We start from the raw sequence: 19,484 nt of genomic DNA, 5'->3' as shown, positions 1-19,484 counted from the left end.
CCTGGCTGCCAGTGCGGTGTTCCGCGACGGGCTGACGGGCGTGTTCACGTTCGGGGCGGTGGTCGGTGTGACGGTGTACGGGGTGTCACCGGCCGACGTCCTGCTGTTCGGTGTGTGCGCCTGCGTGATCGCCGCGATCGGTGCGGTGATCGGTGGCCTGCTCGACGACCGCCTCGGATCCAAGCCCGTCATCGTCGGGTCCTTGAGCGCCCTGATCGTCACCGCGCTCGTCCTGATGGCCCTCGATGGAGTCACCTCGTTCTGGGTCTGCGGGCTGCTGCTGTGCCTCTTCGTCGGTCCCACCCAGTCGTCGGCGCGGACGCAGATGCTGCGCCTGACGACCGAGGGCAAGGAGGGTGTCGCGTTCGGGCTGTACACCACGACCGGGCGCGCGGCGTCATTCCTCGCGCCGTGGTTCTTCGGGACGTTCATCGCGGTGTTCGGAGCGGACCGCGCGGGGTTGGGCGGGATCTGCGCCGTGCTCGCCATCGGTCTGGTGGGGATGATCGCGGTGCGGACGCCGCGCCGAGAGCCGGTCTAACCCAGCGCGCTGCAGATCGTCAGGCCCGATCCGGTGCGCTGCTGAATCTGCGTGCCGCTCAAGGTGATCGAGCAGGAGATCTCCCGGCCGACGTTGATGATGCTGACACTCGCCGAGCGATCGGCCGGCTTGGCCAACTGGACTTCCTTGCTCCAGGGCAGCATCACGTTGAACTCGGTCTGCAGTAAGCCGCCTGCGTCGACGTAGGTGATGTTGATCGCCCGGCCCGGCCCGACCACGTCGTAGACGACCGTCTCGGTCTCGCCGGGTGTCGTCGATTCGTCCGGCGGGGTGGCGGTGGCCGATGGCAGCGGGGCGATGCTGCGCGTGGTGGTCGGCGCCCGGCTGGTGGTGGTGGACGGCGTGGGGAAGTTCGGCTCCAGCGGCGCGGGCGGTGGCGCCATGACGGTCTGCTGCTGCGAGCTGTTCACGATGACCAGTGCGATCACCAGGCCGATGACGACCAACACCGAGATGGCCGCCAGCACCCACAGCCACGCGCGCGGACCGCGGCCCTTCGGGTCGGGCGGCTCGGGAGGCGCGCCGCCAGGGGGGTACGGGGGTCCGAACTGGTCGGTGACGTTGGAGTCATAGCCATACGGGGGTAGCTGCCGGGTGGGGCCCGTCGGCGGCAGCGGCTGATAGTACGACCCCAGCGGCGCTTGGCTCGAGTACGCGGGATCGGTGTAGCCGGAGTTGCCGTAGGGCAGCGGCTGCGTCGGATCCGGAACATCGCGGCGTGGCGAATCGGTCATTCCCACCTCATGGCTGCAGGGTACCCGCGCGACGGCCCGGACCGCGGGTACGCGGCAGTCGTCGCCTCCCAGCCGCGGGCCCGTGACGAGCGAATTCATGCCGCCGGGTTTAGCCAAATTATCGTCCGGGTAAGTCAAGATCACGCGCCACACGGGCGCCCCTAACCAAGGAGGCCGACATGCGAGGTGGCGGAATATTGGGAGTCGTCGTACTGGTCTGGTTGTTGATCGGTGTGGTTGCCGCGTTCCAGCGCGGCTACTTCGAGACGTCTGAGAACAACTGTGCCACAGCCGGAACGATTGCCCTGACCGTGGTTGCCGGTCCGCTGAACTACGCCGGGGTGAACCCGAAGGTGACGAGCTGCAACATTCCCGAGCCGAGTCAGTAACCGTCCGGCTCTGAATCCGAATTACGAAGGAAGGTCATCATGATTGTCATTGGAGCGATTCTGCTCATTCTGGGGCTGATCTTCGGCGTCCCGATCCTCACCTACATCGGTGTGGTCGCGCTCGTCGTGGGTGCTGTGTTCTGGCTGCTGGGTGCGGCCGGACACGCGGTCGGCGGCAGGAAGGTCTGGTACTAACCCCGTTTGGCCGAGCCGAGCGCAGCCACGGTCATCGCGCGCAGAACAGCGCGCGATGACCGTGCTGACTCGGCGGCAGCGACCTGCTTGACGCTGTGCGGGGTGGAGTTCAGCAGTCCAAAGGTGGCGTGCGCCATGAGTCGGGCGTCCTCCTCCCCGAGCGTCGGATCGAGGTCACGCTGGACCTGTACCCAGATCTCGACGTACTGCCGCTGCGACTTGCGGACCTGACGCTTCGCGGGCACGGGCAGATGGCCGAGATCGCGATCCTGGATCCGGATCAGGTCGGATTCGCCGAGCGCGAAGTCTAGATGGAAGTCGATCAGCCCGTCGAGGGCGTCGGCCGGGGTTTCGGCACTCCTGACGACGTTCCTGGCGCCGGCGAGCAACCGGGTGCTGATGCCGACCAGCAGCTCCACCAGAAGTGCTTCCTTGTTGGGGAAGTGGCGGTAGATCGCGGGCCCGCTCACCCCGGCGGCGGCGCCGATGTCCTCGAGTCGCACGGCGAGGAATCCGCGTTCGGCCACCAGTCGTTCGGCGGCGGCGATCAACTGTGAGCGACGATCCGACTTCGCCCTGCTCCGGCGCGTCTCGGCAGGACTCGACGTGGCCATTCCTGCCTCCTGCCCCGGTGGTGGACATTTCGGTTAATGGTCACTAACATACCATCAGTTAGTCGTGATTAACTCAACTGAACGGGTTCAGCGATGTCTACGCGGGTATCCCATCGCGAGCAGCATCTGGCGTTGGTGGCGCAGTTGCGCTCCAAGCTGGCCACCGCCTCGCTCGGAGGGTCGGCCGGCGCCAGGGAGCGCCACGTCAGCCGGGGCAAGCTGCTGCCGCGCGACCGCGTCGACGGTCTGCTCGATCCGGGCAGCCCGTTCCTGGAGCTGACCCCCCTTGCCGCAGACGGCATGTACGACGACGAGTGCCCCGGCGCCGGACTGATCGCCGGCATCGGCCGGGTGTCGGGCCGCGAGTGCATGATCGTGGCGAACGACGCGACCGTCAAGGGCGGCACCTACTACCCGATCACCGTCAAGAAACACCTTCGCGCACAGGAGATCGCGGGCCAGAACCGGTTGCCGTGCATCTACCTGGTCGACTCCGGCGGTGCGTTCCTGCCCCGCCAGGACGAAGTGTTCCCCGACCGCGAGCACTTCGGCCGGATCTTCTTCAACCAGGCCAACCTCAGCGCCGACGGCATTCCGCAGATCGCCGCCGTGCTCGGATCCTGTACCGCGGGTGGCGCATACGTGCCCGCCATGAGCGACGAAGCCGTCATCGTGCGCAACCAGGGCACCATCTTCCTGGGCGGACCCCCGCTGGTGAAGGCCGCCACCGGTGAGGTGGTGACGGCCGAGGATCTTGGCGGCGGGGACATGCACTCCAAGATCTCCGGCGTCACCGACCATTTGGCGCACGACGACCGCGACGCGTTGCGCATCGTGCGACGGATCGTCGCGACGTTGGGCCCGCGCACTGCGACGCCGTGGGACGTCACGCCAACCGTCGAGCCGGTCGCCGACCAGACCGAGTTGTACGACGTGGTGCCCATCGATTCGAAGGTGCCCTACGACGTGCACGAGGTGGTCACCCGCATCGTCGATGGCGGAGACTTCGCCGAGTTCAAGGCGGAGTACGGCTCGACGCTGGTGACGGGTTTCGCGCGCATTCACGGCCACCCGGTGGGCATCGTCGCCAACAACGGCGTCCTGTTCGGCGAATCCGCCATGAAGGGCGCCCATTTCATCGAGCTGTGCGACAAGCGTCAGACGCCGCTGCTGTTCCTGCAGAACATCGCGGGCTTCATGGTGGGTCGCGACTACGAGGCGGGTGGCATCGCCAAGCACGGCGCCAAGATGGTCACCGCCGTCGCCTGCGCGCGCGTCCCCAAGCTGACGGTGGTGATCGGCGGCTCCTACGGCGCGGGCAACTACTCGATGTGTGGCCGGGCGTACTCGCCGCGATTCCTGTGGATGTGGCCGAACGCCAGGATCTCGGTGATGGGTGGCGAGCAGGCCGCGTCGGTCCTCGCCGCGGTCCGCGGCGACATGACCGCTGCGGAGGAAGAGGCGTTCAAGGCGCCGATCCGCGAGCAGTACGAGCACCAGGGCAACCCGTACTACTCGACGGCGCGGCTCTGGGACGACGGCGTCATCGACCCCGCCGACACCAGAACCGTGGTGGGGCTGGCACTTTCGGTTGTCGCACAGTCTCCGCTGGAGTCGGTGTCCTACGGCGTCTTCAGGATGTGACCCGATGACCTTCAGCACCGTTCTGGTCGCCAACCGCGGCGAGATCGCCGTGCGGGTGATCCGCACGCTGCGCGCCATGGGCATCCGCTCGGTGGCGGTGTTCAGCGACGCCGACGCCGGTGCCCGACACGTCGCCGAGGCCGACGTCGCCGTGCTGCTGGGTCCCGCCCCGTCGCGGCAGAGCTACCTGAATATCCCCGCGGTCGTCGGCGCCGCAGTTCGCACCGGCGCGCAGGCGGTGCATCCTGGCTATGGATTCCTCGCCGAGAACGCCGAATTCGCCGAGGCCCTGCACCGGGCAGGCATCGTCTTCATCGGGCCGTCGGTCGCCGCGATCCGGACCATGGGCGACAAGATCGCCGCCAAGGCAGCCGTTTCGGCGTTCGGCGTGCCCGTCGTGCCAGGTATCTCCCGGCCCGGCCTCACCGACGCCGACCTGATCGACGGCGCCGAACAGGTCGGCTTCCCGGTGCTCGTCAAACCGTCCGCGGGTGGGGGCGGCAAGGGCATGCGCATGGTCGAGCGGCCCGCCGACCTCCCGGCTGCCCTCGTCTCCGCGCGCCGCGAATCGGCCGCAGCGTTCGGCGACGACACGCTGTTCCTGGAACGATTCGTGTTGGTGCCCAGGCACATCGAAGTGCAGGTTCTCGCCGACGGCCACGGCAACGTGGTGCACCTCGGCGAGCGTGAGTGCAGCCTGCAGCGCCGCCACCAGAAGGTCATCGAAGAAGCGCCGTCGCCACTGCTCGATCCGGCCACCAGGGCCCGCATCGGAGCCGCCGCCTGCGATACCGCCCGCAGCGTCGACTACACGGGCGCGGGCACCGTCGAATTCATCGTCTCCGCGGAGAACCCGGACGAGTTCTTCTTCATGGAGATGAACACCCGCCTGCAGGTCGAGCACCCCGTCACCGAGATGGTGACCGGAGTCGACCTCGTCGAACACCAGGTGCGCATCGCGGCAGGGGAAAAGCTGCCGATCGCCCAGGACGACGTCGCGATGACCGGTCACGCCATCGAAGCGCGCGTCTACGCCGAGGATCCCGCCCGCGACTTCCTGCCGACGGGTGGAGACGTGCTCGCCGTTCGGGAGCCGAATGGGCCTGGGGTGCGGGTGGATTCCGGCATCTACGCCGGCACCGTCGTCGGTAGCGACTACGACCCGATGCTGGCCAAGGTCATCGTCCACGCGGGCGACCGGCCGGCGGCGCTGCGGGCGCTGGACCGGGCGCTCGCCGAGACCGCCGTGCTGGGTGTCACGACCAACGTCGACTTCCTGCGGTTCCTGCTCGCCGATCCGGACGTCGCGGCCGGCCGACTCGACACCGGGCTGCTGGACCGGCGGACCCCCGACTACCCCGGTGCCGCGGCCGGCGACGACGCGTTGATCGCGGCCGCCGCCTACCTGTGGTCGGCCCGCTGGCCCGATGTTCCCGGCGACCTGTGGGACGTGCCATCGGGTTGGCGGATGGGGGAGCGCGCGCCCACCACGGTGCGATTGGGTGCCGGTGAGCGCACCGACCACGTCCACCTCGCGGGCACGCCGATCGAGGCGATCGCGCGGATCGAGGACGGCGAAACCCGCACGCTCACCGCGACTCTCGACGGCGACGCGCTCGTCGTCACCCTCGACGGGCTGCGCACCGACTTCGTGGTCGCCGCATCCGACGGCCGGGTCTGGCTGTCCGGGGCGGAGCGCACCGTGGTGGTCGAGGAGGTCCGCGAGGCACCGGTCCGTCCCGACGACGAACACACCGGCGACGCGGAACTCGTCAGCCCCATGCCGGGTTCGGTGGTGGCCGTCGGCGTCAACGACGGCGCGCAGGTGACTACGGGCACCGTCGTGATCACCGTCGAGGCGATGAAGATGGAACATCAACTCTCGGCGCCGGTCGACGGCGCCGTCGAACTACTCGTCGCCGTCGGCGACCAGGTCAAGGTGGGCCAGGTGCTGGCCCGGATCACCGTTTCAACCGAGGAGTCCAGTCATGAGTGACTTTCTGTCCACCGGCACCCTGCCGGATCACTACGAGCAGCTGGCCAAGACGGTCCGCGACTTCGCCAAGAGCGTCGTCGCCCCGGTCGCCGCCAAACACGACGCCGAGCACTCGTTCCCGTACGAAGTCGTCGCGGGGATGGCCGACATGGGGCTGTTCGGCCTGCCGTTCCCCGAGGAGTACGGCGGCATGGGCGGCGATTACTTCGCGCTGTGCCTGGCACTCGAGGAACTCGGCAAGATCGACCAGAGCGTGGCCATCACGTTGGAGGCCGGGGTGTCGCTGGGGGCGATGCCGGTGTACCGCTTCGGCAACGAGGAACAGAAGCAGGAGTGGCTGCCACTGCTGGCCAGCGGCAAGGCGCTCGGCGCGTTCGGGCTGACCGAGGCCGGCGGCGGCACCGACGCCGGGGCCACGAAGACCACCGCCAAGTTGGATGGGTCAACTTGGATTATCAATGGCTCCAAGCAGTTCATCACCAACTCGGGTACCGACATCACCAAGCTGGTCACGGTCACCGCCGTCACCGGGGAAACCGATGGCAAGAAGCAGATCTCGTCGATCCTGGTGCCCGTGCCGACCGAGGGTTTCACCGCCGAACCGGCCTACAACAAGGTCGGCTGGAACGCCTCGGACACCCATCCGCTGAGCTTCGACGACGTCCGGGTACCGCAGGAGAACCTGCTCGGCGAACGCGGACGGGGCTACGCCAACTTCCTGCGGATCCTCGACGAGGGCCGGATCGCGATCGCCGCACTGTCGGTCGGCGCCGCCCAGGGTTGCGTCGACGAGTGCGTCAAGTACGCCAAGGAACGCCAGGCGTTCGGCGCGGCGATCGGCACCTACCAGGCCATCGCGTTCAAGATCGCCAGGATGGAGGTCCGCGCCCACGCCGCGCGCACCGCGTACTACGACGCTGCCGCGCTGATGCTGGCCGGCAAGCCGTTCAAGAAGGCCGCCGCCATCGCCAAGCTGGTGGCCAGCGAGGCTGCGATGGACAACGCCAGGGATGCCACCCAGGTGTTCGGCGGCTACGGCTTCATGAACGAATACCCCGTCGCCCGGCACTACCGCGACAGCAAGATCCTCGAAATCGGTGAGGGCACAACCGAAGTGCAGTTGATGCTGATCGCGCGGGAAGCAGGCGTGTGATGGACAAGAGGGTCATCGTCCAGCGCGGGCTGTGGTTCGAGGAGTTCGAGGCCGGCGTGCTCTACCAGCACCGCCCCGGACGCACCGTCACCGAGGCCGACAATGTGCTGTTCACCACGCTGACGATGAACACCCAGGCGCTGCATCTGGATGCGGCGTTCGCCGAGACGCAGGAGCCGTTCCGGCAACGCGTGGTGAACTCGATGTTCACGCTGTCCACGCTGGTGGGCCTGTCGGTGGCACAACTGACGCAGGGCACCATCGTGGGCAACCTCGGCTTCGGTGAGGTGGCGTTCCCAAAGCCGCTCTTCCACGGCGACACGCTGTATGCCGAGACCGAGGTGACCGACAAGCGGGAGTCCAAGAGCCGGCCGGGCGAGGGCATCGTCACCTTCTCCCACGTCGGTCGCAACCAGCACGGTGACGTCGTCGCGACCGCGTCCCGAAAGACCATGGTGCGCAAGCGTCCCGCCGACGCAGAGGAGTCCTGATGGCGCTCGGCACCAACGGTCCCGGCTGGCTGTTCTGCCCCGCCGACCGTCCGGAGCGGTTCGAAAAGGCCGCCGCCGCAGCCGATGTGGTGATCCTCGATCTGGAGGACGGCGTGGCGGCCAAGGACCGCGAGGCCGCGCGCGCAGCCCTGATCGACACGCCGCTCGACCCCGGCCGGACCGTGGTGCGAGTCAACCCGCTCACCACGCCCGACCACGAACTCGACCGGAAGGCGTTGGCGCGCACCGGGTACACGACCGTGATGCTGGCCAAGACCGAAACACCGGAGCAGATCGCGTCGCTGGCGCCGCTGGACGTCGTCGTGTTGATCGAGACGCCGCTGGCGGCGCTGGTGGTCGCCGAGCTGGCGCGGGTCGACAACGCCCTCGCCGTGATGTGGGGCGCCGAGGACCTGTTCGCGGTGCTGGGCGGAACGGCGAACCGCAACGCCGACGGCAGCTACCGTGACGTCGCCAAGCACGTGCGGTCGCAGACGTTGTTGGCGGCCAAGGCGTACGGGCGCATGGCCCTAGACTCGGTGTACCTCGACATCAAGGACCTCGCCGGGTTACGCGCCGAAAGCGACGACGCCGTGGCCGTGGGTTTCGACGCCAAGGTTGCCATCCACCCCACCCAGGTGGCGGTCATCCGGGCCGCATACGCACCATCCGACGATCAGATCGACTGGGCGCGGCGCGTGCTCGACACGGCCCGCAGTCAGCGCGGCGTCTTCCAATACGAAGGCATAATGGTAGATGCCCCAGTGCTGCGGCGGGCAGAGCGCATCGTCTCGTTGGCGCCCCACCCCGGCAGCTGACGAACAGGCCCCTCACCAGGGGTTTTGCTCTGATCGCCTCCGTGCTGAGCACCTCAGTCGCCTGACGGCGCGACCCGCCGCCAGTGACCCTAGGAGGCGGTATGGCCGGGTCCATTCAGGCACCCACGACGCTGAGCGTCGAGCTGGAGCCGATTCAACTGGTGGCCCCCGACGGGACGCCCACCACCGAAACCCGATACCGCCGAGATCTCCCGCCCGAGACGCTGGCCTGGCTCTACGAGTCGATGGTCGTCACCCGCGAGCTCGACACCGAGTTCGTGAACCTGCAGCGGCAAGGTGAGTTGGCGCTGTTCGCGGGATCCCGCGGCCAGGAGGCGGCCCAGATCGGCGCGACGGCGTGCCTGCGCAAGACGGATTGGCTTTTCCCGCAGTACCGCGAACTGGGCGCGTTGCTGGTGCGCGGCATCAACCCCGCCCAGATGGGCGCGGTGTGGCGGGGCCGATGGCACGGCGGGCTCGAGTTCACCAAGAAGTGCTGCGCCCCGATCGCGATTCCGATCGGCACCCACGGCCTGCACGCCGTCGGCGCGGCGATGGCGGCTCAGCGGCTCGGCGAGGACTCGGTCACCGTGGCGTTCCTCGGCGATGGAGCGACGTCGGAGGGCGACGTCCACGAGGCGCTGAACCTGGCCTCGGTGTTCGCCGTGCCGTGTGTGTTCTTCGTGCAGAACAACCAGTGGGCCATCTCGCTGCCGGTGGCTCAACAGCAGGCGGGGCCGTCGATCGCGCACCGGGCGATCGGCTACGGGATGCCCGGAATCCGGGTGGACGGCAACGACGTACTGGCCTGCTACGCGGTGATGGCGCAGGCCGCGCAACGGGCCCGCAGCGGCGATGGGCCGACGCTGATCGAGGCGGTCACCTATCGGATGGGGCCGCACACCACGTCCGACGACCCCACGCGTTACCGCACCGACGACGAGGTGCAGCATTGGCGCGCACGGGATCCGATCGACCGCTACCGCGTGTACCTCCAGAGTGTGGGCGTGTGGACGGAGCGGCTGGAGGAGCGCACCGCGGCGCGGTCGCAGCGGCTGCGGGCCGAGTTGCGCGACGCCGTGGTCAACACCCCCGACGTCGAGGTCGCCGAGGTGTTCGACACGGTCTACCACGACATCACCCCCGAACTCGCGCGCCAACGCGACCAACTGGCAGCCGAATTGGCGAAGGAGGTCTGAGATGACACCGCGGACGCGAGGAGCGAAATGACCCAGATCATCGAACGACCACCGATGCACGGGGACGACACCCCGGAACCCTTCCTGACCAATGTCCCTGCCGTCGCCGATTCGACCATGGCAAAGGCGATCAACCGGGCGCTGCACGACGCCATGGCCGCCGATGACCGGGTGTTGGTGTTCGGCGAGGACGTCGCCCGACTCGGCGGCGTGTTCCGGGTAACCGAGGGACTGGCCGAGACATTCGGCGATGGACGATGTTTCGACACACCGCTGGCGGAGTCCGCCATCATCGGCATCTCCATCGGAATGGCCATCCGCGGATTCGTGCCGGTGCCCGAGATTCAGTTCGACGGCTTCGCCGCGCCCGCTTTCGACCAGATCGTCAGTCACCTGGCCAAGTACCGGATGCGGACCCGCGGCGACGTCGACATGCCGGTGACCATACGCATCCCGTCGTTCGGCGGAATCGGTGCGGTCGAACATCATTCGGAATCCACCGAGACCTACTGGCTGCACACCGCGGGGTTGAAGGTGGTGGTGCCATCGACGCCGTCGGATGCCTACTGGCTGCTGCGGTACGCCATCGAGGATCGGGACCCGGTGATCTTCCTCGAGCCCAAGCGCCGCTACTGGGGCCGCGAGCTGGTCGACACCTCGATCCCCGGGGAGCCCATCGGACGGGCTGCGGTCCGTCGGCCGGGTGACGACGTCACGGTGATCACCTACGGCTCGTTGGTCGCCACCGCATTGAGCGCCGCCGAGTCGACCGCGTACAGCCTGGAGGTCGTCGACCTGCGATCGCTCAACCCCCTCGACTTCGACACCGTCGCGGCGTCGGTGCGCAGGACGGGGCGCGCCGTGGTGATGCACGAGGGTCCGCGGACGCTTGGCTTCGGCGCTGAACTGGCGGCCCGCATCTCCGAGGAGCTGTTCTACGACCTCGAGGCTCCGGTGTTGCGCGCCACCGGATTCGACACGCCCTATCCGCCGGCGCGGCTCGAGAAACTCTGGCTGCCGGGCGTCGACCGATTACTCGATTGCGTCGAGACGGCGATGAGCCAGCCATGACCGACGACACCGTGCAGGAGTTCCTGGTACCCGACCTCGGCGAGGGTCTGGAGGACGCCACGATCACCGACTGGCTGGTTTCGGTGGGCGATGTGGTCGAGCTCAACCAGGTGTTGTGCACGGTGGAGACCAACAAGGCCGAGGTCGAGATCCCCAGCCCGTATGCCGGCCGCATCGTCGAACTCGGTGGCGCCGAGGGCGACACGCTGCCCGTCGGAGCGGTGTTGGTTCGCATCGCGGCCGCTCGGCCGGCAGGAGCGGAGCGACCGGGGAATGATGCCGACGCCGTGGCACGCAAGCCCGTGCTCGTCGGCTATGGCACCGACGACGCGATGGACGGTTCCAGGCGGCGTCCCAGGGCCAAACCGCCAGTGCGCAAACTGGCTGCCGAACTGAACGTCGACATGGCCTCCGTCGCACCGGGTTCGGGGCCCGGCGGCATCGTCACGCGCGATGACGTCCTCGCCGCAACGGACGTGTCCCGCCCGGATGATGCGCCAGTCTCGGGTGTCCGGTTGGAGATGGCCCGCCGAATGGCGTTGTCGCGCAGGGAGATTCCCGACGCCCATGCGTCGGTTCAGGTCGACTGTTCAGCCCTGCTGCGGCTGCGGGACGGGCTACGCGACGCCAGCGCCGAGCCGATCACGCCATTCGTGCTGACGTTGCGGTTGTTGACGATCGCGTTGCATCATCATCCGATGCTCAACTCCACCTGGATGGACACCGTCGACGGCCCACGCATCCACGTCCACCCCACCGTGCACCTCGGTATCGGCGTCGCCGCGCCAAGGGGCCTGCTGGTGCCCGTCGTGCCCGACGCATCGGCCAAGACCACCCGTGAACTAGCTGCCGCGGTAACCCGACTCGTGGCCGATGCCCGGGCCGGCACACTCAAACCCACGGACCTGCAGGGCTCGACGTTCACGGTGTCCAACTTTGGGGCACTCGGCCTCGACGATGGCGTTCCGGTGATCAACCATCCCGAAGCCGCCATCCTCGGCATGGGATCGCTGAAGCCGCGTGCGGTCGTCGTCGACGGCGCCGTCGTCGCCCGTCCTACGATGACGCTGACGTGCGCCTTCGATCACCGCATCGCTGACGGTGCCCAGGCGGCCGCATTCCTCTGCGAACTCAGGGACCTGGTCGAGGGGCCCGAGCTGGCCCTACTGGATCTGTAACAAACCGCTCTGCTACCTGCGCTGGGCGGCGGCCAACCGCGCGGCGAACTCGGGTGACTCGATGGAGATCGCCTGCGGGCCGATCTCGACGTCGACGGCGATCCGGTGCTGCTCGGTGTCGACGGTGCCCGGGTTGGCGGTTGCGCGCATGGACGCCTTCGTCGCGATCACCACGTCGCGCGGTGCCGCCGCGGGACCGGCCGCGAGCTCGCGTGCGGCCGCCACCGGGTCGTCGGCCACCTGCAGGGCCAGCCCGTGCCGCACCGCGGCTTCCGCGTCGAACCGCATCCCGAACAGCAGCGATGCCCGCGCCACCTGTGGGCCGACCGCGCGCTGCAACATCCACGTCGCGCCGCCGCCGGGGTGGATGCCGAGTTTCTGGAACCTCGGGTCGAACAATGCCGTCGGGCCCGCGATGCGCACGTCGGCGGCCAGCGCCAGGTTGAGCCCGGCGCCCACGGCGGGACCGTTCACCGCAGCGATGGTCGGCAGCGAGCATTGCGCGACGGCGAGGAAGCCGTCGTAGATCACCCGGAGGCCATGCTCGGCTGCGGTGCCCAGCGCCGTGAGGTTGGCGCCCGCACAGAACGCCTTGCCCGCGCCGGTGACGATCACCGCATGCACGCCTGGGTCGGCCTCGGCCGCGTCGACGGCCGCGCGAAGCGCCGCGGAGATGTCGGCCGTGACCGCGTTGCGGCGGTCGGGATCGTTGACTGTGATGAGCGCGACGCGGTCCTCGACCTGCGTCAGTACGAGATCAGACACGGGTCAACCCTAGTGACCGGTCAGACGGGCGGATTGACAGGTGACCCGCTAGCTCGACCACCGAAGCAGGTAGCGGTAGTAGAGCTTGCGTCGAATCACCGCGAAGGTGACGAGGTCGAATCGCCGCGAAGGTGACGAGGTCGAATCGCCGCGTCCCAGGGCGGTCATGCATCGACTGTGCCAGCACGGTTGTCATGCACTGGTCGGGAGCATGATGGGCCGATGGACATCTCTTCGTGCACTGCTCTGGTCACCGGCGCCAACCGCGGGCTCGGTCGGCACTTCAGCGCCGAACTCCTGCGTCGAGGCGCGCGCGTCTACGCCGGCGCCCGCAACCCAGGGTCGATTGACCTGGACGGAGCCATCCCGGTCGCGGTGGACATCACAGATCCCGCGTCGGTGGCGGCCGCGGCCGAAGCGGCGGGTGACGTGACCCTGCTGGTGAACAATGCCGGCATCTCAGTCGGAACCGGCCTGCTCACCGGAGATCTCGACGACGCCCGCCGGGAGATGGACACCAACTACTTCGGCACGCTGACGGTGGTGCAGGCCTTCGCTCCGGTCATCGAGCACAACGGCGGCGGCGCGATTCTCAACGTCTTGTCGGTGCTGTCCTGGCTGAGCATCCCGGACCTCGGTGGGTACTGCGCCTCCAAGTCAGCGGAGTGGTCGATGACGAACGCTCTGCGCGCCGAGTTGGCAGGCCGGGGGATCGGGGTGACCGCACTGCACGTCGGTCTGATGGATACCGACATGACAGAAGGCATGGACGCGCCCAAGTCGGACCCCGCCGAGGTTGCGGTACTCGCCGTCGACGCCATCGCCGCCGGTGCGTTCGAGGTGCTCGCCGACGACGTCAGCCGCGGAGTCCAGGCCGGTCTCGCCGGCGGGGTGGCGGCCCTCTACCTGCAGTTGGCCAACTGAGTCCCCCCGGCTAACCGGGCCGTCGCCGGTCCGGAGGCGCTCAGCCGGCCGCGTTGGGCCGCAGGGGCGGGCAGCGGCCGTCACCGTCGGTGGCCAGTTCGAAGTGCCAGTTCTCGTTGGCGTAGATCTGACACAAGCCGAACTGCGGGCCGTTGCGGATGAGCCACGCCGACGCGCCGTCTCCTGCGATGTCCACCGCTTCGCCGACCACGTGCCTGGACGACTCGGGGGAGGCGACGAACTGCTGGGCGACCGCGACGCTGCCGTACCGGCGAACCGCATCGTCGAACAGGCGCTGCTGGAATCCCTTCGACCGCCAACCGGACGTGATCGTGATGTCGACGCCCTGGGATTGCGCGCTGCGGGTGGCGTCCTGGATGGCCTTGAGCAGCGCCGGGTCGAGCAGTGCGAGCAACTGACTCGAGGTGTCGAACGGGTTGAGCGTCGTGTTGTCGGGGAGATAGCCGCTCCAGGAGTCACTCGCCCCGGCGCCGACGAAAAGCGGCTCCTCGGTGGGGGGCGCCGCCGCGGCGGTCGTGGACGCACCCGTCGTCGGCTCGGCGGCGGCCAGGCCCGAGGTGATCGAAGCCGAGCAACCGCACCCGGCCAGGGCAAGTACGGTGCTCGTCGTGGCCAACGCGACATCGACGAACCCCCGGCGGGTCATAGCTCTCGCCTCCTGGTCGGCCAGCAGTCGCCGGCGATCGGCGAATCAGCGTTGGACTCCGGGCGGGCGATGTCGGGGCTTCAGGGCCCGCGGACCGACCGTCGTCTCAGACGTAGTCTTCCCGAACCTGTTCTCGTTGATCGGCTGCGCCACCCGTTCGGGCCGCAGACGGCCGACGCCCGTCGCCAACTCGTCGCCTACCTCGGGCACCGTGAGCAGGCTCCGGTCGAAGGCGTCAGCGATCCACATCAAAAGTCGCTCAAGGAGCATGCTCATATTCGCTTCTCTTCGTCGGTCCGATTCCACCTGTTCGCGTCAGCGTCGGCGATCACCTGATTCGCTGCCGCAACCATGACTCACAGAATCGCGGTTCGGTGCGCCGATGTCGTCAGCGCTGACGGCCATCCAGGCCCCCCGCTAGCCTCACTCCGACGTACCTGCTAGCTGCAATTGCCCCGATCCTCGGAGCAGACGGCATCGCATCGCCCATCGACGAGAACGCGGATTGCAGCATCCGTCAGGACCATCTTGCTCAGGAATCCGATGGCCGGGCTGGTGGCGATCATGTCGGCGAAGTCTTGCTCGGCGTGGGTGGAAATCAGTATCACCGGTGGTGGTGTCGGCAACCCGGATCGGTGAAGTTGCTCGGCGAGGTCGAACCCGCTCTCGGCTCCGAGGTTGACGTCGACCAGCGTCACGTCCGGTCGCAGCTCCTCGAAGGATCGAAGAGCTTCAGCGCCGGTCGACGCCACGTCGACTACCGTGACGCCGTCGCGCTCGAGTAGACGGCGCGCTGCGTTCGCGAAATCCGCGCTGTCATCAACGATTAGGCACCGCATCGGGCACCTTTCCAAGCCATGAGATCAGCATGGCAGCGTGCGGTACCGATGCGCATTGCTGCTAGCCGGAACCGTGCGATGGACGACAGCACGCTCGCCCGTCGTTGGCGAGCACGGTGACGGTATGAAGGCTGGGATCGCTGGCCCCGTGCAGGCGGGCCCCGCTGCGCACCACCGCTTGCAGGTAATCCAGGGCCTCACGCGAGATCTGTTCGCCGGGCAGCAGCGTCGGGACCCCTGGGGGATAGGCGGCGACGGATTCGCAAGAGATCCGTCCGATGGCCGCATCGGATCCGTTGTGCTGTCGACGATGTCATGAAACGAGGCCACGTCCGGCTGGTGGCACTCATCGAGCGCGGGGTCGACGAAGGGTGCTTCGTCACCGATGATCCGTCATCGGACGCGTGGTACCTGCTGACGACACTCGACGGGCTCATCGTGCACACGTCGATCGGGGTGAACCAGGGCCTGGTCGACGTGACCCGGGCGGTGACGGCTTCCACCGAGCAAGGTCTTGGACTCGCCCCCGGCTCGCTGGCGGTCGCGGACCTGGCCCCGTAGCCGTACCGGTTGTCTTCAAACATGCTGTCGGACAGGTCAATTCGGTACGCACAAGCGTTGCCAGGGCCTCATGCGCGGAGCAACTCCAGGCTACGTCCACCCCGCTGGAGTGGACCGGAACCGCGGCGAGCTGCAGCCCCATCCGCACAGCGGCAAGAGTCCCGGCCAGCGTCAGATCGTTGAAATGGCCGAGGTGGCCGATCCTTCGAGCGCCTTCTCGGCGAGCTTGCCGGCCATCTCCCGCCACAGCGTGGCGAAATGGCCAGTCTCGAAAGTCAATACGGTGTCGCCAGGGCTCAGCGTGTTCACCAGCGCGGCCTCCCACGCCCCGGTCCCTGATGCCGGGTAGATCACCACCGGCCCCGTCGTGGCGAAAACGGGCCGAGCAGGTGGAGTACCTCGAGGGCGAGGGCTTGGAACGCCGGCCCCCGATGGTCGATGGTCGGCGCCGCGATAGCGCGCAACACTCGATCGGGGACATTCGTGGGACCCGGAATCTGTAGGAAATGACGGCCGCTCGGGTAGCTCATAGTGAGTTCCTCATCCGGAATCGGGTCAGCCAACCCGGCGGCACTGCGCTTGGAGCGGCGTCGGCATCGGTGTCGCCGTTGTGGTCCTCACCGGCCGGCAGAGCGCTGTCTCCGGCTGCGTGCAGCCCGAAAGGCGCCGGGTCGCCGACCCGCCAGGTGCCGTCGACCTGCAAGCGGTGACCGGCCGCGCGGGCTCGTTGCATGGCACGCTCGGCGGTCGGTAGCTGTCGAGCCTCCCACGCCTTCAGTCGACGTGGGACGTGCCGCGGAGTGACGCCGAGCAGGGCCTCGCCCAGCTGCCAGGCATCGTCGGCCGCCTTGGCGGTGCCCGCAGCGATGTGTGGCCGCAGCGCGAACGCCGCGTCGCCGATCAAGCAGGTTCGACCGAAGGCCATTCGAGGAACCTCCAGGTCGACGATCACCTGGATGAACGGATCGGTGCTTTGTCGGACGACCTCGGCAAGGGGCGCCGGGAGCTCGGTGTCCGCCGCCGAATGCAGCCGTTCGACATGCCGGGTCTGGACCGCTCCTGGCGGCACGGTCAGCTCGGCCCTGGAACCATGTCGATCCGTGAGCAGGTCGGTGAGGTGGTCGCCCTCCGCGACATTCCGATACCAGAGCCAGTTGCACAGCACGGACCCGTCCGGACCCGGAATGGGATAGGTCAGCAGGTGGCCCCGGGGGAGGATACGGTAGGTGACCGCGTCGCTCAAGACGTCCGCCGTGCGGGCGCTGAGCTGATCGCGGCCGATGGTGCCGCGCCACGCCAGATACCCGGCATAGCGTGGTTGGGCCTGCGGCACCAGAATCCGGCGTCCCGTGGAACGGATGCCATAGGCGCACACCACGAGGTCGGCCGTCATCGTCTGACCGTTGGTCAAGGACACCGCGACCTCATCGCCCCGGTTCTCGAGGTGCGCAAGCTCAGCCGACAGGTGGTAATGCTCCGTGCCGAAGGCGTCCAGCAGACCTCGATACAACTCGAAGTACGACGCGAACCGGTATGCGCAGGGTTGCACGTCAGCGATGGCGCCGTCATCTCCGAGATAGCGAAGCCTGCTGGCCGACACCCCGATGTCGCCAATCGACTTACCGGTCCGTTCCAGCAGATAGCGCACGGTGATCGGATGCGCGACGATGCCGGCGCCGCGGCCCTCCAGCGGCACCGCGCTGCGCTCCAGAACCTCGACGTCCCAGCCCCGGTCTCGGAGAACCAGCGCTGCCGTGAGCCCGCCAAGGGAACCCCCGACCACGAGTGCCCGGTTCATGCGGGGCCCGCGTCTTTCCCGGTAGTGGCAAACAGGGCCAGCAACGCGCCGACGCCGGCGGCGGCCGAGGCGACGATCATCGCGGTGTGCAGGCCGGCCATGAACGCGGCGTGGCTACCTTCGGCGATCGCATGCGTGAGTTGGCTGGGCGCCCCCGGAACCGTCGGCGCGACGCCCTGAGCGACCAGTTCTTTGGCGGCACTGAGCTTTGCGGCGACTGGCCCTGGCGTGCCCGCGCCCGTCAGCTGACCAAGGAGCACCGAACCGACCCTGCTGGTCAGAACCGAGCCGAGGATCGTGGTTCCCATGACCCCGCCGAGTTGTACCGCGGTGCTCTGCAGACCGCCGGCCACACCGGCGTCGTCGACGCTGGCATTGCCCACGATGGCATCCGAAGCCGCGGTCAACACCAGACCGATTCCGGCGCCGAGCAGCATGAACGCCGGCCACAGTGCCTGGTAGCTCGAGTCGGTGTGCAGAGAGGTCAGCGAGAACAGCGCGGCGGCCACGCTGGCCAGCCCGGCAACCATGGCCGGTCGCGGTCCGAACCTCTTGGTGACAATCCCGCCGACGGGTGCCATGACCATCAACGTCATGCTCAGCGGCAGCGTTCGCACACCAGCCGCCATCGGGCTGAATCCCTGCATGTTCTGCAGGTAGAGCGTCATGAAGAAGATCGCGCCGAAGAGGGCGAAGAAGTTGATCGTAACCACAGCGGTACCGATCGCCAGAGGCCGATTGGTGAACAGTTGCAACGGCAGAAGCGGGTCGGCGGTGCGCGCCTCGATCAGCACGAACATCGCCAAGGCGAGCACGCCCGCCAGCAGCACGCCGAGTGTCTGGCCGGTCAGCCATCCCCAGTTCTGGGCCTTTATGAGGCCGAACACGATCAGGAACAGCCCTCCACTGAGCAGGGCGATCCCGGGTACGTCGAGGCGCTGCGCGATGTCGCTCTTGCTCTCCTTGATCGCCAGCCCGCCGATGCACAGCGCGGCGACCGCGATCGGCGCGTTGATGAAGAAGACGGATTGCCAGCTGACGTGTTCGACCAGCAGCCCGCCGACGATCGGCCCGGCTGCGATGGATACGCCGGTCGCCGCGCCCCAGATCCCCACGGCGGCATTGAGTTTGTCGCGCGGGAACGTGCTGCGCACGATCGCCAGGGTGCTGGGCATCAGCAGCGCTCCGAAGATGCCTTGCAGGGCACGCAACGTGATCACACCACCGACGGTGCCGATCAGACCGATGCCGACCGAGGTGGCCGCGAACCCGACGACGCCGATCAGGAACACCCGGCGTCGGCCGAAGCGGTCGCCCAGTTTCCCGCCGAAGATCAGCAATGCCGCCAAGGCCAACATGTACGCGTCGGTGATCCACTGCAGATCCGCCAGCGAGGCATGCAGATCGAGGGCGATGCGAGGATTGGCGATCGCCACCACTGACGCGTCCAGGCCCACCATGATCACGCCGATGCAGACGCTGGCCAGGGTCCACCAGGGATTGGCCCGCATGCCGGTCGGCGCGGACGTCCGGTGCCTGCTGCCGCCACGGCTATCGAGTTTGAGGGTGATCATGAATTCCAGGATGTCGGTGGCGCGACCAGATGTCGTCGATGCTGGCGTCCATCAACGCCTTACCGCCAGCAACTAATCGAGGATTCCCGCTGGTGCACAACGGAGGCCAACTCCGGGCCCCACACTTGATCTGCGGCTCGATGCGGCGCAGTCTGAGAACTACGAAATGGTCAGCTTGGGTAGCGCGAGAGGCCATGGGTTGGAAGGTGTCCGATGGGTCACATGGATTTGGACAGACGCTCCTTGCTGGCCGCGCCACTCCTGTTGGCAGCGATCGCGCCGGGTCTCACCTACCCGGCCATCGCGCACGCC

At 67.9% G+C, this 19,484-nt stretch carries 23 protein-coding genes; 13 read left to right on the top strand and 10 right to left on the bottom strand.

Annotated elements, in window-relative coordinates:
• The coding region (locus tag QOC69_RS36575; RefSeq protein WP_526447814.1) for an MFS transporter at positions 1–541 on the top strand (541 nt) is incomplete at its 5' end.
• On the opposite strand, the gene QOC69_RS36570 is transcribed toward QOC69_RS36575, so the two are convergent.
• A complete protein-coding gene (locus tag QOC69_RS36570) occupies positions 538–1,296 on the bottom strand; it encodes an MmpS family transport accessory protein (RefSeq protein WP_526447812.1) in 759 nt (252 codons plus the stop codon). The genes QOC69_RS36575 and QOC69_RS36570 overlap by 4 nt on opposite strands.
• Before the next feature lie 179 nt (positions 1,297–1,475).
• On the opposite strand from QOC69_RS36570, the gene QOC69_RS36565 reads away from it, so the two are divergent.
• Both QOC69_RS36565 and QOC69_RS36560 read left to right on the top strand, forming a co-directional pair.
• Positions 1,476–1,685 (top strand): hypothetical protein, encoded by a 210-nt coding sequence (locus QOC69_RS36565; protein ID WP_526447810.1) that lies wholly within the window; start codon positions 1,476–1,478, stop codon positions 1,683–1,685.
• A 39-nt stretch (positions 1,686–1,724) separates the two neighbouring features.
• Entirely contained in the window at positions 1,725–1,880 is a 156-nt protein-coding gene (locus QOC69_RS36560; protein ID WP_526447808.1) for a DUF6131 family protein, read from the top strand.
• On the opposite strand, the gene QOC69_RS36555 is transcribed toward QOC69_RS36560, so the two are convergent.
• Positions 1,877–2,494, bottom strand: coding sequence for an SACE_7040 family transcriptional regulator (locus QOC69_RS36555; RefSeq protein WP_526447806.1), 618 nt, complete (start codon positions 2,492–2,494; stop codon positions 1,877–1,879). The genes QOC69_RS36560 and QOC69_RS36555 overlap by 4 nt on opposite strands.
• Positions 2,495–2,587: 93 nt before the next feature.
• On the opposite strand from QOC69_RS36555, the gene QOC69_RS36550 reads away from it, so the two are divergent.
• The 8 genes from QOC69_RS36550 (at position 2,588) to QOC69_RS36515 (ending at position 12,044) form a co-directional block, all read left to right on the top strand.
• A complete protein-coding gene (locus QOC69_RS36550; RefSeq protein WP_526447804.1) occupies positions 2,588–4,138 on the top strand; it encodes a carboxyl transferase domain-containing protein in 1,551 nt (516 codons plus the stop codon).
• 4 nt (positions 4,139–4,142) lie between these two features.
• A complete protein-coding gene (locus QOC69_RS36545) occupies positions 4,143–6,134 on the top strand; it encodes an acetyl/propionyl/methylcrotonyl-CoA carboxylase subunit alpha (RefSeq protein ID WP_526447802.1) in 1,992 nt (663 codons plus the stop codon).
• Positions 6,127–7,287: an acyl-CoA dehydrogenase family protein gene (locus QOC69_RS36540; RefSeq protein ID WP_526447800.1), complete on the top strand. Its 1,161-nt coding sequence runs from the start codon at positions 6,127–6,129 to the stop codon at positions 7,285–7,287. The genes QOC69_RS36545 and QOC69_RS36540 overlap by 8 nt, the downstream gene beginning before the upstream one ends.
• Positions 7,287–7,778 carry a MaoC family dehydratase gene (locus QOC69_RS36535; RefSeq protein WP_526447798.1) on the top strand — a complete coding sequence of 164 codons (492 nt, stop codon included), beginning with the start codon at positions 7,287–7,289 and terminating at the stop codon, positions 7,776–7,778. The genes QOC69_RS36540 and QOC69_RS36535 overlap by 1 nt, the downstream gene beginning before the upstream one ends.
• A complete protein-coding gene (locus QOC69_RS36530) occupies positions 7,778–8,596 on the top strand; it encodes an HpcH/HpaI aldolase/citrate lyase family protein (RefSeq protein ID WP_526447796.1) in 819 nt (272 codons plus the stop codon). The genes QOC69_RS36535 and QOC69_RS36530 overlap by 1 nt, the downstream gene beginning before the upstream one ends.
• 101 nt (positions 8,597–8,697) lie before the next feature.
• The gene (pdhA, locus tag QOC69_RS36525) at positions 8,698–9,795 is read left to right on the top strand and encodes a pyruvate dehydrogenase (acetyl-transferring) E1 component subunit alpha (protein WP_526447794.1); all 1,098 of its coding nucleotides are present in this window, start codon (positions 8,698–8,700) and stop codon (positions 9,793–9,795) included.
• 54 nt (positions 9,796–9,849) lie between these two features.
• A complete protein-coding gene (locus QOC69_RS36520) occupies positions 9,850–10,866 on the top strand; it encodes an alpha-ketoacid dehydrogenase subunit beta (protein WP_526447818.1) in 1,017 nt (338 codons plus the stop codon).
• Complete coding sequence (locus QOC69_RS36515; protein WP_526447792.1) at positions 10,863–12,044, top strand: 2-oxo acid dehydrogenase subunit E2; 1,182 nt, start codon at positions 10,863–10,865, stop codon at positions 12,042–12,044. Before QOC69_RS36520 ends, QOC69_RS36515 begins: the two co-directional genes overlap by 4 nt.
• A 12-nt stretch (positions 12,045–12,056) precedes the next feature.
• Here the strand turns inward: QOC69_RS36515 and QOC69_RS36510 are convergent, their stop codons facing one another.
• The gene (locus tag QOC69_RS36510; protein ID WP_526447790.1) at positions 12,057–12,809 is read right to left on the bottom strand and encodes an enoyl-CoA hydratase; all 753 of its coding nucleotides are present in this window, start codon (positions 12,807–12,809) and stop codon (positions 12,057–12,059) included.
• Between the two features lie 222 nt (positions 12,810–13,031).
• Between QOC69_RS36510 and QOC69_RS36505 the strand changes: the two genes are divergently transcribed.
• Positions 13,032–13,733, top strand: a complete 702-nt coding sequence (locus QOC69_RS36505; RefSeq protein ID WP_526447788.1) for an SDR family oxidoreductase — start codon at positions 13,032–13,034, stop codon at positions 13,731–13,733.
• Between the two features lie 40 nt (positions 13,734–13,773).
• Here the strand turns inward: QOC69_RS36505 and QOC69_RS36500 are convergent, their stop codons facing one another.
• From QOC69_RS36500 to QOC69_RS36485, 4 genes are all read right to left on the bottom strand, one after another.
• The gene (locus QOC69_RS36500; RefSeq protein WP_526447786.1) at positions 13,774–14,400 is read right to left on the bottom strand and encodes a M15 family metallopeptidase; all 627 of its coding nucleotides are present in this window, start codon (positions 14,398–14,400) and stop codon (positions 13,774–13,776) included.
• 45 nt (positions 14,401–14,445) lie between these two features.
• The gene (locus QOC69_RS36495; protein WP_526447784.1) at positions 14,446–14,676 is read right to left on the bottom strand and encodes a hypothetical protein; all 231 of its coding nucleotides are present in this window, start codon (positions 14,674–14,676) and stop codon (positions 14,446–14,448) included.
• 164 nt (positions 14,677–14,840) lie between these two features.
• Positions 14,841–15,239 (bottom strand): LytR/AlgR family response regulator transcription factor, encoded by a 399-nt coding sequence (locus QOC69_RS36490; protein ID WP_526447782.1) that lies wholly within the window; start codon positions 15,237–15,239, stop codon positions 14,841–14,843.
• Between the two features lie 61 nt (positions 15,240–15,300).
• Entirely contained in the window at positions 15,301–15,519 is a 219-nt protein-coding gene (locus QOC69_RS36485; protein ID WP_526447816.1) for an Orn/Lys/Arg family decarboxylase, read from the bottom strand.
• 35 nt (positions 15,520–15,554) lie between these two features.
• Between QOC69_RS36485 and QOC69_RS36480 the strand changes: the two genes are divergently transcribed.
• On the top strand, positions 15,555–15,800 hold the full coding sequence (locus QOC69_RS36480) for a hypothetical protein (protein ID WP_526447780.1): 246 nt from the start codon (positions 15,555–15,557) through the stop codon (positions 15,798–15,800).
• 171 nt (positions 15,801–15,971) lie between these two features.
• On the opposite strand, the gene QOC69_RS36475 is transcribed toward QOC69_RS36480, so the two are convergent.
• From QOC69_RS36475 to QOC69_RS36465, 3 genes are all read right to left on the bottom strand, one after another.
• A complete protein-coding gene (locus QOC69_RS36475; protein ID WP_526447778.1) occupies positions 15,972–16,157 on the bottom strand; it encodes a hypothetical protein in 186 nt (61 codons plus the stop codon).
• 169 nt (positions 16,158–16,326) lie between these two features.
• The gene (locus QOC69_RS36470) at positions 16,327–17,598 is read right to left on the bottom strand and encodes an FAD-dependent oxidoreductase (protein WP_526447776.1); all 1,272 of its coding nucleotides are present in this window, start codon (positions 17,596–17,598) and stop codon (positions 16,327–16,329) included.
• Entirely contained in the window at positions 17,595–19,172 is a 1,578-nt protein-coding gene (locus QOC69_RS36465; RefSeq protein WP_526447774.1) for an MFS transporter, read from the bottom strand. The genes QOC69_RS36470 and QOC69_RS36465 overlap by 4 nt, the downstream gene beginning before the upstream one ends.
• Positions 19,173–19,484: the final 312 nt, after the last annotated feature.

Source organism: Mycobacterium sp. (assembly GCF_032162105.1).
GTDB lineage: Bacteria > Actinomycetota > Actinomycetes > Mycobacteriales > Mycobacteriaceae > Mycobacterium.
The sequence above is the reverse complement of the archived record's forward strand: the minus strand, read 5'-3'. Positions and strand labels throughout refer to the sequence as shown.

What these genes read in the sequence shown, in the direction of transcription:
- pdhA (WP_526447794.1), top strand. Translation starts at nt 8,698, where the DNA reads ATGGCCGGGTCCATTCAGGCACCCACGACGCTGAGCGTCGAGCTGGAG.
- QOC69_RS36515 (WP_526447792.1), top strand. Translation starts at nt 10,863, where the DNA reads ATGACCGACGACACCGTGCAGGAGTTCCTGGTACCCGACCTCGGCGAG.
- QOC69_RS36555 (WP_526447806.1), bottom strand. Translation starts at nt 2,494, where the DNA reads ATGGCCACGTCGAGTCCTGCCGAGACGCGCCGGAGCAGGGCGAAGTCG.
- QOC69_RS36560 (WP_526447808.1), top strand. Translation starts at nt 1,725, where the DNA reads ATGATTGTCATTGGAGCGATTCTGCTCATTCTGGGGCTGATCTTCGGC.
- QOC69_RS36540 (WP_526447800.1), top strand. Translation starts at nt 6,127, where the DNA reads ATGAGTGACTTTCTGTCCACCGGCACCCTGCCGGATCACTACGAGCAG.
- QOC69_RS36500 (WP_526447786.1), bottom strand. Translation starts at nt 14,400, where the DNA reads ATGACCCGCCGGGGGTTCGTCGATGTCGCGTTGGCCACGACGAGCACC.
- QOC69_RS36530 (WP_526447796.1), top strand. Translation starts at nt 7,778, where the DNA reads ATGGCGCTCGGCACCAACGGTCCCGGCTGGCTGTTCTGCCCCGCCGAC.
- QOC69_RS36520 (WP_526447818.1), top strand. Translation starts at nt 9,850, where the DNA reads ATGCACGGGGACGACACCCCGGAACCCTTCCTGACCAATGTCCCTGCC.
- QOC69_RS36480 (WP_526447780.1), top strand. Translation starts at nt 15,555, where the DNA reads ATGAAACGAGGCCACGTCCGGCTGGTGGCACTCATCGAGCGCGGGGTC.
- QOC69_RS36570 (WP_526447812.1), bottom strand. Translation starts at nt 1,296, where the DNA reads ATGACCGATTCGCCACGCCGCGATGTTCCGGATCCGACGCAGCCGCTG.
- QOC69_RS36550 (WP_526447804.1), top strand. Translation starts at nt 2,588, where the DNA reads ATGTCTACGCGGGTATCCCATCGCGAGCAGCATCTGGCGTTGGTGGCG.
- QOC69_RS36465 (WP_526447774.1), bottom strand. Translation starts at nt 19,172, where the DNA reads ATGATCACCCTCAAACTCGATAGCCGTGGCGGCAGCAGGCACCGGACG.
- QOC69_RS36505 (WP_526447788.1), top strand. Translation starts at nt 13,032, where the DNA reads ATGGACATCTCTTCGTGCACTGCTCTGGTCACCGGCGCCAACCGCGGG.
- QOC69_RS36495 (WP_526447784.1), bottom strand. Translation starts at nt 14,676, where the DNA reads ATGAGCATGCTCCTTGAGCGACTTTTGATGTGGATCGCTGACGCCTTC.
- QOC69_RS36565 (WP_526447810.1), top strand. Translation starts at nt 1,476, where the DNA reads ATGCGAGGTGGCGGAATATTGGGAGTCGTCGTACTGGTCTGGTTGTTG.
- QOC69_RS36470 (WP_526447776.1), bottom strand. Translation starts at nt 17,598, where the DNA reads ATGAACCGGGCACTCGTGGTCGGGGGTTCCCTTGGCGGGCTCACGGCA.
- QOC69_RS36545 (WP_526447802.1), top strand. Translation starts at nt 4,143, where the DNA reads ATGACCTTCAGCACCGTTCTGGTCGCCAACCGCGGCGAGATCGCCGTG.
- QOC69_RS36535 (WP_526447798.1), top strand. Translation starts at nt 7,287, where the DNA reads ATGGACAAGAGGGTCATCGTCCAGCGCGGGCTGTGGTTCGAGGAGTTC.
- QOC69_RS36490 (WP_526447782.1), bottom strand. Translation starts at nt 15,239, where the DNA reads ATGCGGTGCCTAATCGTTGATGACAGCGCGGATTTCGCGAACGCAGCG.